This window comes from Nocardia sp. NPDC004415 (assembly GCF_053602435.1).
Window position 1 is genome coordinate 1 of record NZ_JBSGDP010000094.1, and the last position, 15333, is coordinate 15333.

A 15333-nucleotide genomic window follows, 5' to 3' on the forward strand; every position below is an offset into this window, starting at 1 on the left:
GGGGGGGGGGGGGGGGGGGGGGGGGGGGCGGCCCGGCGGGGGGCCTGCGCCACGACCGCACCCCCGCGGGCGCCCGCCCCCGCGGCCCCTCAGGCCGCGAACTCGAGCGCGCCAGCGCTCCAGATATCAAGCACAGACGACGGACTGCTGGCCGAAGTTGGTCAGCATCTGGCATGCCCAGGCCTTCTGCACCTTCCACTTCCCGTCCTCGGCCACGAACGGCACATCGACCACATTGGTCTGCCCGTTGACCGTGAAGTTCGCCTTGGCGTTCACACTGTCACCGAAGGAGGTGACCTCGGTGACCTGCACCTGTACCCCGGCGTCCTGCGCGGCCTGGGCGAGGCGGTTGGGCAGTTCGGGGTCGGCGGAACCGCCCTGGACGAAGTCCAGTTTCTGATCGTTGGGGATCGACGGGTCCAGCGCCGTGTTGAGCTGCTCGTTGAGTTCCTCGACGGTGGGTACCGGCGGGAGGTCGGCGGCCGCGTTGGCGGTGGTGGTCATGGCGCTGGTGGTGGACTTGGCGGCGGGCTTGTCGCCCTTGTCGTCGCTGCACGCGCTCAGCCCCAGGGCGGCGACCACCGCCAGGCCGGCGATCGCGACACGTCCGGTCGTACGAAGCTTCAACTTCTCGTCCTTTGCGTTCGAGGTGGCAGAGATTCCATCGCGGTTGCCGAGGCTACTCCTCAGGCGAGGCTGTCGAGCGGATCCGCCCGGCACAGCCCGGTGTCGTCGGCTGGAAAGGTACGCGCCGGACCCGGGCCTGTCGAGCTCGTCTCGAACCGTACCGTCACCACTCCGTAGCCCGCGCCCTGCACCCAGCCGTGTCCGTGTTCCGGATGCCGCACGTCCATGCCGGGAAACCACTGCCCGGCAGGCGGATTCCGGGGTTCGGCCGGTTCCGGGGCGGGTTCGTCGACGGTGACCACGTCGTCGGGGACCGCCTGGTCGAGTTCGGGGAACAGCGATTCCTGACGGACCAGCGACAGGCCGCCGTAGCCGACCCCGACCAGCCGGATCGGTCCCAGCTCGGCCGGGTCGATGGCCGAGCGTTGCGCGGCGGCGGTGAGCGTGGCCGGATCGGTGGTGGCGTAGGGCAGGGTGAACGATCTGGTCACGATGCCCATATCGGATTTCTTGAGTTTGAGGACGACGGTGCGCGCGGCCCGTCCGTCGCGTTCGAGCCTGCGGTGTGCGGCGGCGGCCATGGCGGTGACGGCGGCGCGCAGGTCGGCCAGGGTGACGATGTCGCGTTCGTAGGTGTTCTCGGCGCTGATCTGTTTGGCCTCGGCACGTTCGGTGACCGGGCGGTCGTCGATGCCGCGGGCCAGCCGGTGCAGGGCGGCGCCGACGCTGCCGCCCAGGATCGAGGCCGCCTCCGATTCCGGCAGCGCGGCGAACGCGCCGACGGTCTCGATGCCGAGCCCGCGCAGCCTGCCCTCGGCGACCGGCCCGATCCCCCACAGCTTGCGCACCGGCAGCGCGGCCAGCAGCGCGCCCTGTTCGGTGGGCGAGATGACCCGCAATCCGTCCGGTTTGGCCAGGCCGGACCCGATCTTGGCCAGCTGTTTGCCGGTGCCGGCGCCGATCGAGGCGGTGAGCCCGGTGCGCGCGTGCACCAGCGCGCGCAGCCGCGTGCAGTACTGCTCGACCTCGGCCACGGTGGCACCGGCCAGTTCGGCGGGCTCGCCGAAGGCCTCGTCGAAGGACAGGGTCTCCAGCACCGGGATCCGGCTGCGCAGGGTGTCGAACACCTGCGCGCTCAGGACCGAGTACACGGCTCCGCGCGGCGGGACGACCACCGCCGAAGCCCCGATCAGGCGCCGCGCCTGATGCATGGGCATGGCCGACCGGGCGCCGTAGACGCGGGCTTCGTAGCTGGCCCCGGCCACCACGCCACGCTGCCCCACCCCGCCGACCAGCACCGGCCTGCCGCGCAGGGTCGGGCGGGTGAGCTGTTCGGCCGAGGCGAAGAAGGCGTCCATGTCGATGTGCAGCACCCAGCGGCGTCCGGTGACCGCGGCGTCGGCCCTGGTGTCGGTGCTCACCAGCCGCAATCTACGCGGGGGCACCGACAGCCACGCCAGACCGGTTGACAGCCATGCCACAGCCAGGACACAGGTGGGTGTGTGATGATCGGAGGATGAAGATCCGCAAGGCTGTCATTCCGGCGGCGGGAATCGGCTCCCGGCTGCTTCCGCTGACCAAGGCGACGCCGAAGGAGATGCTGCCGGTCGGCGACAAGCCGGTCATCGAGCACACGGTCCGCGAGCTGGTCTCCTCGGGCATCACCGACATCACCATCGTGGTCAGCGGTGGCAAGTCGCTGATCCAGGACCATTTCCGGCCCAACCCGGCGCTGGTCGCGCAGCTACGCGCCGACGGCAAGGCCGCCTTCGCCGACGCGGTGGAGGAGGTCGGCGAGCTCTCCCGCGCCGGGCACATCACCTATCTCGACCAGCACGGCCCCTACGGCAACGGCACCCCGGTGCTCAACGCCGCCCGGCATCTCGGCGACGAGCCGATGCTGGTGCTGTGGCCCGACGACGTGTTCGTCGCCGAGGTGCCGCGCGCCCAGCAGCTCATCACCGCCTACGAGTCCACCGGCTGCCCGGTGCTCGCGCTGCTGCCGATGGAGCCCGGCGAATCGCAGCGCTACGGCGTGCCGGTGGTCCGCGAGGACCTCGACGACGGCCTGCTGCGCATCTCCGGCCTGATGGAGAAGCCCAAGCCCGAGGACGCCCCGTCGGCGTTCGCGGCGATCGGCGGATACGTGGTGACCCCGGGCATCATCGAGGAACTGCAGCAGCAGACCGACAACTGGTACACCCACCAGAGCGGCGAGGTCTACCTGACCGACGCGATCAACAACTACGCCGCCAACCACGCGGTGTACGGGCAGGTCATCCAGGGTCGCTGGTACGACACCGGCAACCCGGCCGACTACCTGGTCGCCCAGTTCGCCTCGGCACTGGCCCATCCCGAATACGGGCCGCTGCTGCGCCAGCTGGTGGATTAGGGCTAGAACCTACGGATGGCGAAGATGTCGAATTCGCGCAGGGGATGCAGGCCGACCGGGACGCCCCAGTCGTGGGCGTCGAGGATCTGGCCCATCCCCGCGTAGATGCCGACGTGTGAACCGTCGCCGTTGAGGATGACGACGTCACCGGGTGCCAGGCCGCCGTAGGTGACCGGCAGCCCGACCTCGGCCTGTTCCCAGGTGGTGCGTGGCAGGGTGACGCCGACCTGGCGGAAGGCCCACTGCACCAGCGCCGAGCAGTCCCAGGCGTGCGGGCCCATCGCACCCCACTCGTAGGGTTTGCCGATCTGGGTGGCGGCGGCGGTGAGCGCGCCGATCCCGGTGGCGCTCGGGAACGGGATCATGCCCGAGCCGCTGGAACTGCCGGTGGAGGAGCCCGATTCGCCCGAGCCCGAGGAGCTGCCGGTCTGCGACCAGGCGGGTCCGGCGAGCACCAGCGTGGTGACGAGCGTGGCCGCGAAGCCGAAGGCCAACCGCCGCAATACTTTTCGTCGCACAGGAGCGCCCTTCCGGTTACCCACGGGGACCGGTGTCGCGCCGAGCGTGTCGCTACCCTCGGCGCGGCACCGTTTCCACAGGACAATCGTCACGAACAGTCACTGCCGCCTCAGCGGGTTCCATGCGCATCAGCAGTAACGCTGACGATTCTGCGCGATGACTCCGCCGCTGTCAGCTACATCAGCAAACTCCCAGCACCTTCCGCGAGCCGCGGGGGAAAGACAACGCCCCCACGCCGCGAACGACGTGGGGGCGATCGGTGCGACGACCGGGGTCAGGCCTTGGTGACGTCGGCGCGGACGCCGCCGGTGAGCTCGGCCGCCGCGCCGGAGGCCGGGCCGAAGTCCAGGCTGGTGGCCAGGATCTCGCCGGCGATCAAGTCGCGGTGGGTCCGTGCCCAGGCCAGACGCTCGGCCGGGACCTCGAGCAGCACCGAGATCCGGTCGGAGACCTCGAGGCCGCGGGCCTTGCGGGTCTCCTGCAGATCGCGGATGAGGTCGCGGGCCCAGCCCTCGGCCTCCAGCTCCTCGGTGACCACCGAGTTCAGCACCACCAGACCGGCATTGCCGGGCAGCGCGGCGGTGGACTCGGGCTCGGCCGCGACCAGCCGCTGGGTGTACTCCTCGGGCAGCAGGGTGATCCCGGCCGCGCTGACCACACCGTCGGCCGACTCGCTCCACTCCCCGGCCTTGACCGCCTTGATCACCGTCTGCACCTGCTTGCCCAGACGCGGACCCGCGGCGCGCGCGTTGACGACCAGCTCGAAACGGCCGTGCGCGTCCACGTCGGTGGTCAGGTCGACCTTCTTGACGTTCACCTCGTCGGCGATGAGCTCGGTGAACGGTGCCAGCCGCGCCGCGTCGGAGGCGGCGATGGTGGTCTCGGCCAGCGGCAGGCGCACCCGCAGGTTCTTGGCCTTGCGCAGGCTCAGCACCGTCGAGCAGACCGTGCGCACCTCGTCCATCGCGTCGACGAGCTCGGCGTCGTGCGGCAGCTCGCCCTCGGCGGGCCAGTCGGCCAGGTGCACCGAGCGCTCGCCGGTGAGCCCGCGCCAGATCACCTCGCTGATCAGCGGCAGCAGCGGCGCCGCCAGGCGGGTGACCACCTCGAGCACCGTGTGCAGCGTGTCCACCGCGTCGCGGTCCTCGGACCAGAACCGCGAACGCGACCGGCGCACATACCAGTTGGTGAGCGCGTCGGCGAAGGCCCGCAGTTCCTCGGCGGCACCGGCGATGTCGTAGGACTCGAGCGCCTCGGTCATCACGTCGCGGGTCACCGCGAGCTTGGCCAGGATGTAGCGATCGAGCACGTTCGCCGAATCCGTGCGCCACACACCCGGCTTCGAGGCGTAGAGCTGCAGGAAGGTCCACGCGTTCCACAGCGGGCGCAGCGCGTGGCTGACACCTTCGCGGATGCCGCGCTCGGTGACGATGAGATTGCCGCCGCGCAGTACCGGCGAGGCCATCAGGAACCACCGCATGGCATCGGAGCCGTCGCGGTCGAACACCTGGTTGACGTCGGGGTAGTTGCCCTTGGACTTGCTCATCTTCAGGCCGTCGTCACCGAGCACGATGCCGTGCGCGATCACCGACTTGAACGCCGGGCGGTCGAACAGCGCGGTGGACAGCACGTGCAGGTTGTAGAACCAGCCGCGGGTCTGCCCGTTGTACTCGACGATGAAATCGCCGGGGCTGTGCGGCGCCTGGTCGGCGGTGCCCTCGAACCACTCCTTGTTCTCGAACGGGTAGTGCACCTGGGCGTAGGGCATCGAGCCGGACTCGAACCAGCAGTCCAGCACCTCGGGGACCCGGCGCATCATGGACTTGCCGGTGGGGTCGTCCGGGTTCGGGCGCACCAGTTCGTCGATGTGCGGGCGGTGCAGGTCGGCCGGGCGCACGCCGAAGTCCTGCTCGAGCTGGTCGAGCGAACCGTAGACGTCCACGCGCGGGTAGGCCGGGTCGTCGGACACCCACACCGGGATCGGCGCGCCCCAGTAGCGGTTGCGGCTGATGTTCCAGTCGCGCGCGTTCTCGAGCCACTTGCCGAACTGGCCGTCGCGGATGTGCTCGGGTTCCCAGGTGATCTGCTTGTTGAGCTCGACCATCCGGTCGCGGAACTTGGTCACCGCGACGAACCAGGACGGCACCGCCATGTAGATCAGCGGCTGGCCCGAGCGCCAACTGTGCGGGTAGGAGTGCTCGATCGTCTCGTGCCGCAACAGCTTTCCGGCGGCCTTGAGATCCTTGATGATCACCGGGTTGGCGTCGAAGACCATCAGGCCCTCGTACGGCGGCACCATCGAGGTGAACTTGCCCGCCGGGTCCAGCGGCTGCACGATCTCGATGCCGTTGGCCGTGGCGACGTCCATGTCCTCTTCACCGAAGGCGGGCGCGAGGTGGACGATGCCGGTACCGGAATCGGTGGTGACGTAGTCGGCGGTGAGCACGCGGTGCGCGTTCGGGTGACCGAGGAAGAAGTCGAACGGCGGTCGGTAGGACAGGCCGGCCAGCGCGGCGCCGTCGTACTCGCCGAGCACCTCCGGCTCCTCGCCGAACTCGCGGGTGTAGTGCCCGACCCGCTCGGCGGCGAGCACGTAGCGCTTGCCGTCGGCGCCGCGCAGGTGCACGTAGCGCACGTCGGGATGCACCGCGATGGCCAGGTTGGACGGCAGCGTCCACGGGGTGGTGGTCCAGATCAGCGCGTTGGCGCCGTCGAGCGCGGCGAGCGGGTGCTCGGCGTCGACGCCGAGGACCATGTCGACGGTGACAGCCGGGTCCTGGCGCATACGGTAGGCGTCGTCGAGGCGCGCCTCCTGGTTCGACAGCGGCGTCTGCTCGTACCAGCTGTAGGGCAGCACCCGGAAGCCCTGGTAGATCAGGCCCTTGTCGTAGAGCGTCTTGAAGGCCCACATGACCGACTCCATGAAGTCGGGATCGAGGGTCTTGTAGTCGTTGTCGAAATCGACCCAGCGCGCCTGGCGGGTGACGTAGTCACGCCACTCGCCGGTGTAGCGCAGCACCGAAGCCTTACAGGCGGCGTTGAACTCGGCCAGCCCCATCGCGTCGATCTGCGACTTGTCGGTGATGCCGAGCTGCTTCTCCGCCTCGATCTCGGCGGGCAGGCCGTGGGTGTCCCAGCCGAAACGGCGGTCGACGAGCTTGCCGCGCATGGTCTGGAAGCGCGGGATCAGGTCCTTGACGTAGCCGGTGAGCAGGTGGCCGTAGTGCGGCAGGCCGTTGGCGAAGGGCGGGCCGTCGTAGAAGACGAATTCGTCGGCGCCCGCGCGGTTGGCCAGGCTGGCGCGGAAGGTGTCGTCGGCGGCCCAGTAGGCGAGAACCTGCTGTTCGAGTTCCGGGAATGTCGCACCGGACTTCGCGCCGAAATCGACCCGGGGGTACGCGCCGCCGGTGGTTGTCTCGTCCGCCATCGCGGAAGTACTCCTCGTGCCGTCGCGCCGTCGGCGCGTGCGTGGGCACGGGGACGACGCCGGCGCCGGTGCGCCGAGACCGCGGTACCACCCCGCTTGCGCGTTCCGCGGGGGAACACGCCTCTCGTGGTGAGCTGTGACGGGCTCGCCCGTTCGGTTCTACTGAGCGCGTGCGCGCCGTTCTTCCGAAGACTCCCCGGTGATGGCCGGATCACTGCCGTGTGTCGTTCGATTCTAACCGGGCCCGTCCAGCGAATATTTCGCCCCCGCAATCAGTCACGCCGGGCGTGGCGTCCGGGTGGGACCGCGTCGCTCTCGGGTTTGCGGGTGGCCAGTGCGCTCACGAGTAGAGTCGCGGCACCCAGGAGGCAGAGCAGAATGCACCCCCAGGCCCACAGCACCGAACCGGTGGCGAGCGCCGCGACGAGCAGTCCGAAACCGATCGCCGCGAGGACAAGCGTCAAGACGAGCATGCTGACTCCCAAGCCAACCGAGCAGCCCGACGATAACTGGGCGTTCCCAGGTCACGCGGCGTGTACTGCCGCGCGACCCGGGTCCAGTTTACTTGGCGCCCTTGGCGAAGGAGGCCGGAGCGAGGGTGTTGGCCGAACCGTTGGTTTCGCCGGCGAATTCGCCACCGTCGACCGGGACGGCCGAACCACGGTTCTCCAGTTCCTCGAGCTGCGACTCCAGGTAGGACTTCAGGCGCACGCGGTACTCGCGCTCGAAGGTCTTCAGCTGCTCGATGCGGCTCTCCAGCACCGTGCGCTGCTGGGTGATGGTCGCCATGATCTCGGCGTGCTGACGCTCGGCGTCGGCGGTGAGCGCCTCGGCCTTGTCCTTGGCCTGCCGGATCTGGGTGTCGGAGCGATTCTGCGCGTCGGTCAGCATCGCGTCGGACTTCTGGCGTGCGTCGGAGATCATCGCCTCGGAGCGGGTGCGGGCGTCACCGACGAGTCGCTCGGAGTTTGCCCGCGCGTTCGAGAGCAGTCCCTCGGCCTCGGTCTTGGCGTCGGTGGTGAGGCGGTCGGCCATCTCCTGCGCCAGGGTGAGCACCTTCGCGGCCTGCATGTTCGCGTCGGGACCCGCGGCGGCGGGCGCGGCGACCGGCATCGGCGCGGGCGGCGGAGCCGGCGCGGGCGCCGGAACGGGTTCCGGTGCGGGCGGCGGGGCCTGTTGGACCGGGGCCTTCACGGCGGCGACCGGGGCCGAGCCCCGGTTCTTCTTCGCGTCGGCCAGCTCGGTGTCGAGTTCGGCGACCCGCTGACGCAGGTCGGCGTTCTCCTCGATCAGGCGCGACAGCTCCTGCTCGACGAGATCCAGGAAGGCATCGACCTCGTCCTCGTTGTAGCCGCGCTTACCGATCGGCGGTTTGCTGAACGCGACGTTATGCACATCGGCGGGAGTCAGCGGCATCGAAGGATCCCTTCACGCGTCTTTTGGAGAACTAGCAAGCGGTCTTCTCGATTCAGTATGTCACACGGAGGTCACGGGCTGCCCGAGCCTACCCACGATGGACATCAGGATGAAGACCACGAAGAGCAGGACCATTATCGACAGATCGAGCCGGATACCCCCGAGATTCACAGGAGGTATCAACCGCCTCAGGAGTTTCACCGGTGGGTCGGTGATGGTGAAGATGACCTCCAGGATGATCACCACCACACCGGTCGGGCGCCAGTCACGCGCGAAACTGCGAATGAACTCGACGATCACCCGGCCGATCAACAACAGCCAGAAGACGAAAAGCACGAGGTACAGAACCGCGAACAGGGCCACGGCTTCACTCTGCCGCAAAATCGGCAGTGTGCAAAATGGCCGCGCCGCGCGGGGCGCGGGCGGCCATCAGCCAGTGACGCGGACGCTCACTATTTCTGGTTGTAGAAGCCGTTTTCCGCGATACGGCGGCGTTCTTCCGCCGATACGTCGACATCGGCCGGTGAGAGCAGGAACACCTTCGTGGCGACCTTGTCGAACGACCCGCGCAACGCGAAGGCCAGGCCCGCGGCGAAATCGACCAGGCGTTTCGCGTCGGCGTTGCTCAGATCGACCAGGTCCATGATGACCGGGTTGCCCTCGCGGAAACGCTCACCGATGATCCTGGCCTCGCTGTAATCGCGCGGGCGCAGCGTGGTGATCTTGGACAAGGGACCTCCGTCCTCGAAGATCCCAGGCCGCCGCGCGGGCGCGGGCTCGGGGCGCAAGCGCTCCTCCAGCCTGCGCTCCTCGGCGTCGGGATCGACCGCGAGCGCACCACGAGTGGAGCCGCGCATACCGGGTGCGACACCGCCGGCCCGGAACGACCGGCCCGACGACGGGGCCGCATCGATCCTGGTCGGGCGCCGTGGCGTGTCGTAGCGATCGTCGGCGTAGGTGTCGGCGACGTAGTCGTCGCGACGCGCCTGGTAGGCCGACTTGTAGGCCGGCTGCGGGTAGTCGTCTGCCTCGTCCTCGAAACGGTCGGGGCCGTAGCGGTCTTCGGCGTATCGGTCGTAGCTGCGCGGGCGGATGCGGCCTGCGCGCTCCTCGGCGCCGCGGGGGGCGTGATCGTCGACGTAATCGTCTTCGTACTCGTCGAGCGGAACCATGCCGAAGTACGCCTTGAACTTGTGCAGCGTGCTCATCTGGTCGACCTTCCTTCGGCCCCGGTGGCGGCCGGGTGTTGAAGTTCTTGCTCAGCGCCTCTTCGGCCCAATCGTATGTGTCGAATGTGACTGATGAGGTTTCTTTGCTACGCCGAGGTTATCGGTCGTATGCCCATCAAGGCGGTTCCGACACGCACACACGTCGAACCGTGTTCGACCGCTTTCTCCAAATCACCCGACATACCTGCAGAAAGTTCGGTGGCGTCGGCGTGTTGGATGAGCAGCGAAGTGTGCAAAGTCGCAAGCTTCGCAAAGGACGCATGAGTCGGGGCGTCAAGGGGCGGAATCGCCATCAGACCGGCCAGATGCAGGCCCGGCGCCTTCGCGACGAGGTCGGCCAGGGCGGGCAGATCGGCGGGTGCGACACCCCCGCGTCCGGGGTCGTCGTCCAGGCTCACCTGCAGCAGCACACGCAGGGGTTCCGCGCGCTCCCCCGCGTCGAGCGCCTCCTGCGCGGCGCGGTCCAGTGCGGTAGCCAGACGTTCGCTGTCGACCGAGTGCACGGTGTGTGCCCAGCGGGCCACCGCGCGCGCCTTGTTGCGTTGCAGACGGCCGATCATGTGCCATTCGGCGTCGGTGTAGGCGAGGTCGGCGACCTTGGCCGAGGCCTCCTGCTCACGCGATTCGCCGAACTCTCGGCGGCCGAGGTGATACAGGATGTCGACGTCGGTGGCGGGGAAGAATTTCGTCACCGGGAGCAGGCGGACCGAACCGGCCGGTCGGCCTGCCGCCGCCACGGCGGTGTCGATCCGGGCGAGTAGCCCGTTGAGGGCCGTCGAGAGTTCGGTGACCCGGGTGGGATCATGCCCCTGCCCGCTCATGCCGTGGGGTCCATCCAGATCACGCCGGCGATGCGGCCGGTCGGGGCACCGCGGCGGTGGCTGAACAGGGTCTTGTCCTCGATGGTGCAGCGCGGGTCCACCGCCACACCGGCGACGCCCGCCTCGGTGAGCTGGCGGCGGATGCCCGCGCGCAGGTCGAGGCCGGGGGTCTTGCGGACGGTGGTGGTGGCGCTGCCGGGCAGGTGGGCTTCGACATCGGCGCGCATGGCGGCGGGCACCTCGTACTGGCGGCCGGAGGCGGCCGGGCCGAGGAAGGCGCCGATCCGGTCCACCCGGGCACCGACCGAGACCATGGCCTCGAGCACCCGGGGCACGATCCCGATACGGGCGCCGACACGACCCGCGTGCACCGCCGCGATCACCCCGGCCTCGTCGTCGGAGAGCAGGATCGGCACGCAGTCGGCGCTGAGCACCACCAGCGCCAGGTTCGGCACGGTGGTGACCAGTGCGTCGGTCACCGGCACCGGCTCGGCGCGCGGCCCGTCGACGATCTCCACCGCGCGCCCGTGCACCTGCTCCATCCACACCAGCCGGTCCGGGGTGAGCCCGATGCCCTCGGCCAGCCGAACCCGGTTGCGGCGCACGGCTTCCAGATCGTCACCGACGTGATCGCCCAGGTTGAACGAGTCGTACGGGGCGACGGAGAAGCCACCGGCGCGGGTGGTCGTCACCCGGCGCACGGTCACGGTGGGAGGCGCGGAAGTCATGGGGTCGAGGGTAGTGCGGGTGGGGGTGATGCCGCCCGGTGAGGTCGGTCGCGCTGCGAGGCAGCGCTGGGGGCGCTACGGCCCTGGTGCCGACGGGGTCAGGGGATGGGAGTGTCGAGTTCGTCGAGCTTGCGGGCGATGCCTGCTCGGCGGGTCAGGCCCAGCTTGCGCAGGACGCGGCCGAGGTGGTCCTCGACGGTGCGGGGGCTCAGGTAGAGGTGGGCGGCGATGTCCTTGGTGGAGTGGCCGTGGGCGGCCAACTCGGCGACTTCGCGTTCGCGGCGGGTGAGGGTGGACGCGGTACCCGGTCGCCTGCTCCCGGCCAGACGGCGCTGGGCGGCGATCGTCTCGGCGAGCAGCCGTTGCGCCCCTGCCTCGGCGAAGACCACGCGGGCGGCGGCGAAATGACTGGTCGCCGCACCGAAATCACCCCGGCGCCCGGCGATGATCCCGGCCAGCAGATCGGCCTGCGCACGATTCACCACCATGCCCACCTTCCCGAATGCGGCGGCCGCAGCCGTCGCCGCCACGGCAGCCGATCCCCACGCACCAACCGCGGCGTCGTAATCGGCCCTGGCGAGCAGCGCCGCCCCCACCTGGCTCTCCGGCGCGAGCCTGCTGGAACAGGTGCCGATGGCCGTGCGGGCGACTGCCGGATCGGCTGATGATGCCGGACCGGAGTGCGGGCCGAAGCCCGCAGCGATCGTCGGCACTGGGCGGGAGTCCGAGTCGACGTTGGCGCCGGCCGACGATGCGGGGACGTTGGGCGGGTCGGAGCCGGCGGCGACGGCCGACTCCGGGCGGGAATCGGGGTCGGCGTTGGGGCCATCCGGCGATGCGGGGGCGGTGGGCCGGTCCGGGGTGGGTGGGGTGAGGCCGGCTGCTTGTTCGGCGCGGATGACGAGGGATTCGGCGGTGGGGAGGTCGCCGGTGGTGAGGGTGAGGTGGGCGGCGCGGGCCAGGAGGGTGGGGCGGAGGGGGCCGGGGTGGTCGTCGGGGGTGGCGGGCGGGGTGGGGATGGCCAGGGTGTGGGCGGTCTCGGTGAGGATGTTCTCGACTACGCGGCGCCACCAGCGGACGGCGGGGCGGGGTAGGGCGGCGACGGCGTGCCACTGGGTGGTGGCGAGGTCGGTGGGGGCGGTGAACTGCAGGGTGCGGAGCTTGACGGCGCCGGCGAAGGCGATCAGGTCGGGGTAGTGGAAGGTGGTCGCGGAGTCGGTGGCGTCGTCGGCGGCGGCGATGGCCTCGGTGAGGCGGCCGAGTTTGGCCAGGGAGTAGGCGCGCACGGTGTGCAGTTCGGCGAGCGCGTAGCTGCGGCCGAAGCGGCGGCTCACCGTGATGGCGCGGTCGAGGACGTACAGGCCGTCGACATCGCGGTCGAGGAAGTAGGCACACCAGCCGAAGGCGGGGACGGCGTGGACGATCTCGCGCAACTCCGCGTCGTCCAGCGTCGCGAAAGCCGCAGCGCACCCGTCGTAGTGGACAGTGGCTTCGGCGAAGCGGGCCCCGGCGAGCAGGCTCAGACAGCGCAGCGCGGTTGCCGCCGCGACAACGGCCCGGTCCGGGTTCCCGGTCGCGGCGGCGACGGCCGGATCCACACTCGCGGCCACCGCTGCCACGGCCGAGCCCCTGCTCGTGACCGCAGCGACCACGGCCGGGTCCGCGCTCGCAGCCGCGACGACCACAGCCGGATCCCCGCTCCCAGCCGCGACGACCACAGCCGGATCCGTTCTTGTGGGTGCGGCGGTGACAGCCGAATCTTCGCTCGTGGCTGCGGCGTCGACAGCCGGAGCCCTGATCATGGCTGCGGCGGCGAGGGGCGGGTCCGGGTTGGGGGGCGTGGCGAACAGGGTGGACAGTCTGGCGCGGCTGTCGGTGTCCTGGTGGTCCTGCATTTCGAGGATGGCCAGTTCGAGCTGGATCGGGCCGTCGCCGGGGCGGCGCGGGAGGGTGGCGGCAGTGGCGAGTAGTGCTCGGGCCTGCTCGACGCGGCCCAGCATGCGTGCGCATCGGGCCGACAGCAGGAGGGCTTCGAGTTGGTGTGGGCCCGATGCGCCCGCGACCGGTGCGAGTTCCTCGCCCGCCTGTGCTGCCGCGCCCGACAGCAGCAGGGCCCGGCCCAGGGCCAGCGCGTCGGTGAGCGGGTCGGTGACGTCGGGGGCTATGCGCTGGGCGAGGGCGAGCCAGCGGGCGCTCGCCTCGGGGGCGTCGGCGAGCACCTGGTCGGCGGCCAGCCGTAGTTCCGTGCCCGCGAGGTCGTCAGGGCCGAGCAGCGCGTGTTCGAGGTGCCGGGCCCGAGCGGGCATCGGGGCCTCGCGTGTTCGCAGGGTGAGTGCGGCGCGGCGGTGGGCCGTGGCCCGCCAGGCGGGTGGGGCCAGGCGGTAGGCGGCGGTCCGGATCAGCGGGTGGGTGAAGGCGACCGCGCCGTCGGTCATCCCGGTCACGCCCCGGGTGACCAGGCCGTCCAGACCCGCGACGACCAGCTCGGTGGCCAGATCGGCGGTCGCGCACACCAGTTCGAGATCGGGTGGCACGCCGCACACCGCGACGGCCTGGGCGACCAGCCGTTCGACGGCGGGCAGCTCGGCCAGCTCGGCGCGGATCGTCCGGTCCAGCGCCGCGTAGTCGCCCGCGGACGGATCGGGGTCTCCCCCGCTCAACGCGCGTTCCAGCTCCCGCTCGGGCAGCCCCGCCAGCAACGACAGGTAGAGCGGATTCCCGCGCGAGGCGGCCAGCAGCCGCTCCCGCCTGCGCGGATCCTGTTCCGGCAGCAGCCCGGCGACATCGGCTTCGGTGAAGGGCGGCACCGGGACATGCACCGCCCGCACGTGCGGCGCCCGCCACAACCGCGAGATCGGCGCCGGACAGCTCCCGCTCCGGCACGCGAGCAACACCCGTAATCCCCGCGGCCGGTTCCGGATCAACGCGGCCAGCACCCGCAGCGATTCGGAATCCGCCCACTGCACGTCATCGACCACGAGCAAGGTCTCGACCGCACCCAACGCCCACCGCATCCACCGCACGGGGTCGGTGGGCGGCCCACCGGGTGCGGCGGTCCGGCCCGCGCCACCGACGACGATCCCACCGGCAGCGAGAGCCGGTCCATCCGGTGCGGTGACCCGACCGAGCTGGTCGGTGATGTCGTCGGCCAGGTAGCGGGGGTGGGTGTGGGCGTCCTCGGTGCCGGTGACCACGAGGACGCGGCAGGGGGCGGTGTGGGCGAAGTGGGCGAGCAGGCGGGACTTGCCGATGCCCGCGGGGCCCTCGACCAGCAGTAACCAGGGGGCGTCGGGGGCGGTGAAGGTGGATTCGAGCGCGGCGAGTTCGGGGCCGCGGCCCACGAAATCGCGCTCGATCATGGTGCCTCCGTCATCCGCGCCGCTGTCCCGGCGGATCAGAGCCTAACCCGGACCGTAGGTCTGTGAATCCCGTGGTTTCCCGGATGCTCGCTCGCGGAGGGTGCGGTTGGGTGATCGGGGCCGATCGCCGCCGAGGCGCGGTGAGGTATTCCAGAAAGAAGGTTCGCATGACGTTCACCGGCAAGGGAATGGTTTCGCGGTTCTCGCTCGCGCTGCTCGCCGTCACGGCACTCGGGGTCACCGGCTGCGAGGCGGTGGACAAGGTCACCGAGGTGGCCAAGGACGCGGGCAAGTCCGACACCGCCCGCGCGAAGGTCGGTGACTGCATCAACGTCATCTCGGCGTCGGTGGTCGACTCCGAGACCGAGCCGGTGGCCTGCTCGGCCGACAACGCGGTCTACCAGGTGGTGCAGGTGCACGACCAGAAGGTCGAGTGCCACGAGGACTACACCTCCTACGAGGAGACCTACGGCAGCGGCGGCACCCTGGCCTTCCTGTGCCTGGCCCCGAACTTCAAAGAGGGCAGCTGTTACAACGAGGGCATGATGACCGGCTACAAGTACGTGCCGTGCACCGCCGCCGACGCCGACTTCAAGGTGGTCAGCCGCATCGACGGCCAGGTCGACGAGACCCTGTGCACCGAGGAGGCCGATCAGGTGCTGGTGGTCAACGAGCCGAAGACCACCTACTGCCTGGGCCCGGTCGCGGCCTGATCGCGAAACACGGAAGGGCCCGAACTCCAGGGAGTTGGTGCGCTGCCGGTTTGTCCGGGTTCCTCTACCGGGGCTATAAGATAAGCACCCAGATGTAGTCGA

13 protein-coding genes are annotated in these 15333 nt (G+C 70.2%); 2 read left to right on the forward strand and 11 right to left on the reverse strand.

Features of this window, described 5'->3' with window-relative positions; all coding sequences use genetic code 11:
- Positions 1-126 precede the first annotated feature (126 nt).
- The gene (locus ACWEMY_RS27970) at positions 127-627 is read right to left on the reverse strand and encodes a hypothetical protein (protein ID WP_452392431.1); all 501 of its coding nucleotides are present in this window, start codon (positions 625-627) and stop codon (positions 127-129) included.
- 59 nt (positions 628-686) lie between these two features.
- Positions 687-1985, reverse strand: coding sequence for a DNA polymerase IV (locus ACWEMY_RS27975; RefSeq protein WP_452392437.1), 1299 nt, complete (start codon positions 1983-1985; stop codon positions 687-689).
- A gap of 158 nt (positions 1986-2143) precedes the next feature.
- Between ACWEMY_RS27975 and ACWEMY_RS27980 the strand changes: the two genes are divergently transcribed.
- A complete protein-coding gene (locus tag ACWEMY_RS27980) occupies positions 2144-3019 on the forward strand; it encodes a UTP--glucose-1-phosphate uridylyltransferase (RefSeq protein WP_375937808.1) in 876 nt (291 codons plus the stop codon).
- Between the two features lie 2 nt (positions 3020-3021).
- Here the strand turns inward: ACWEMY_RS27980 and ACWEMY_RS27985 are convergent, their stop codons facing one another.
- The 9 genes from ACWEMY_RS27985 to ACWEMY_RS28025 all read right to left on the reverse strand — a co-directional run bounded on the left by ACWEMY_RS27985 (position 3022) and on the right by ACWEMY_RS28025 (position 14518).
- Entirely contained in the window at positions 3022-3537 is a 516-nt protein-coding gene (locus ACWEMY_RS27985; RefSeq protein ID WP_375937805.1) for an NlpC/P60 family protein, read from the reverse strand.
- A 275-nt stretch (positions 3538-3812) separates the two neighbouring features.
- Complete coding sequence (gene ileS / locus ACWEMY_RS27990) at positions 3813-6965, reverse strand: isoleucine--tRNA ligase (protein WP_452392432.1); 3153 nt, start codon at positions 6963-6965, stop codon at positions 3813-3815.
- A gap of 272 nt (positions 6966-7237) precedes the next feature.
- Complete coding sequence (locus ACWEMY_RS27995; RefSeq protein WP_452392433.1) at positions 7238-7438, reverse strand: hypothetical protein; 201 nt, start codon at positions 7436-7438, stop codon at positions 7238-7240.
- A gap of 88 nt (positions 7439-7526) precedes the next feature.
- Positions 7527-8381, reverse strand: coding sequence for a DivIVA-like cell division protein Wag31 (wag31, locus tag ACWEMY_RS28000; RefSeq protein ID WP_375937796.1), 855 nt, complete (start codon positions 8379-8381; stop codon positions 7527-7529).
- A gap of 60 nt (positions 8382-8441) precedes the next feature.
- Positions 8442-8744 (reverse strand): YggT family protein, encoded by a 303-nt coding sequence (locus tag ACWEMY_RS28005; protein ID WP_278265563.1) that lies wholly within the window; start codon positions 8742-8744, stop codon positions 8442-8444.
- A gap of 89 nt (positions 8745-8833) precedes the next feature.
- Entirely contained in the window at positions 8834-9589 is a 756-nt protein-coding gene (locus ACWEMY_RS28010) for a cell division protein SepF (protein ID WP_375937793.1), read from the reverse strand.
- A 107-nt stretch (positions 9590-9696) separates the two neighbouring features.
- Complete coding sequence (locus ACWEMY_RS28015; protein WP_452392434.1) at positions 9697-10431, reverse strand: YggS family pyridoxal phosphate-dependent enzyme; 735 nt, start codon at positions 10429-10431, stop codon at positions 9697-9699.
- Entirely contained in the window at positions 10428-11159 is a 732-nt protein-coding gene (gene pgeF, locus ACWEMY_RS28020; RefSeq protein WP_452392435.1) for a peptidoglycan editing factor PgeF, read from the reverse strand. The genes ACWEMY_RS28015 and pgeF overlap by 4 nt, the downstream gene beginning before the upstream one ends.
- Positions 11160-11257: 98 nt before the next feature.
- The gene (locus ACWEMY_RS28025) at positions 11258-14518 is read right to left on the reverse strand and encodes an AAA family ATPase (protein ID WP_452392436.1); all 3261 of its coding nucleotides are present in this window, start codon (positions 14516-14518) and stop codon (positions 11258-11260) included.
- 167 nt (positions 14519-14685) lie between these two features.
- Between ACWEMY_RS28025 and ACWEMY_RS28030 the strand changes: the two genes are divergently transcribed.
- On the forward strand, positions 14686-15231 hold the full coding sequence (locus tag ACWEMY_RS28030; protein ID WP_375937781.1) for an LppU/SCO3897 family protein: 546 nt from the start codon (positions 14686-14688) through the stop codon (positions 15229-15231).
- Positions 15232-15333: the final 102 nt, after the last annotated feature.

Bases quoted from the DNA above. Each gene is read 5' to 3' on its own strand.
- ACWEMY_RS27975 (WP_452392437.1), bottom strand. From the start codon at position 1,985: ATGGACGCCTTCTTCGCCTCGGCCGAACAGCTCACCCGCCCGACCCTG.
- ACWEMY_RS27980 (WP_375937808.1), top strand. From the start codon at position 2,144: ATGAAGATCCGCAAGGCTGTCATTCCGGCGGCGGGAATCGGCTCCCGG.
- ileS (WP_452392432.1), bottom strand. From the start codon at position 6,965: ATGGCGGACGAGACAACCACCGGCGGCGCGTACCCCCGGGTCGATTTC.
- ACWEMY_RS27995 (WP_452392433.1), bottom strand. From the start codon at position 7,438: ATGCTCGTCTTGACGCTTGTCCTCGCGGCGATCGGTTTCGGACTGCTC.
- wag31 (WP_375937796.1), bottom strand. From the start codon at position 8,381: ATGCCGCTGACTCCCGCCGATGTGCATAACGTCGCGTTCAGCAAACCG.
- ACWEMY_RS28010 (WP_375937793.1), bottom strand. From the start codon at position 9,589: ATGAGCACGCTGCACAAGTTCAAGGCGTACTTCGGCATGGTTCCGCTC.
- ACWEMY_RS28015 (WP_452392434.1), bottom strand. From the start codon at position 10,431: ATGAGCGGGCAGGGGCATGATCCCACCCGGGTCACCGAACTCTCGACG.
- pgeF (WP_452392435.1), bottom strand. From the start codon at position 11,159: ATGACTTCCGCGCCTCCCACCGTGACCGTGCGCCGGGTGACGACCACC.
- ACWEMY_RS28025 (WP_452392436.1), bottom strand. From the start codon at position 14,518: ATGATCGAGCGCGATTTCGTGGGCCGCGGCCCCGAACTCGCCGCGCTC.
- ACWEMY_RS28030 (WP_375937781.1), top strand. From the start codon at position 14,686: ATGACGTTCACCGGCAAGGGAATGGTTTCGCGGTTCTCGCTCGCGCTG.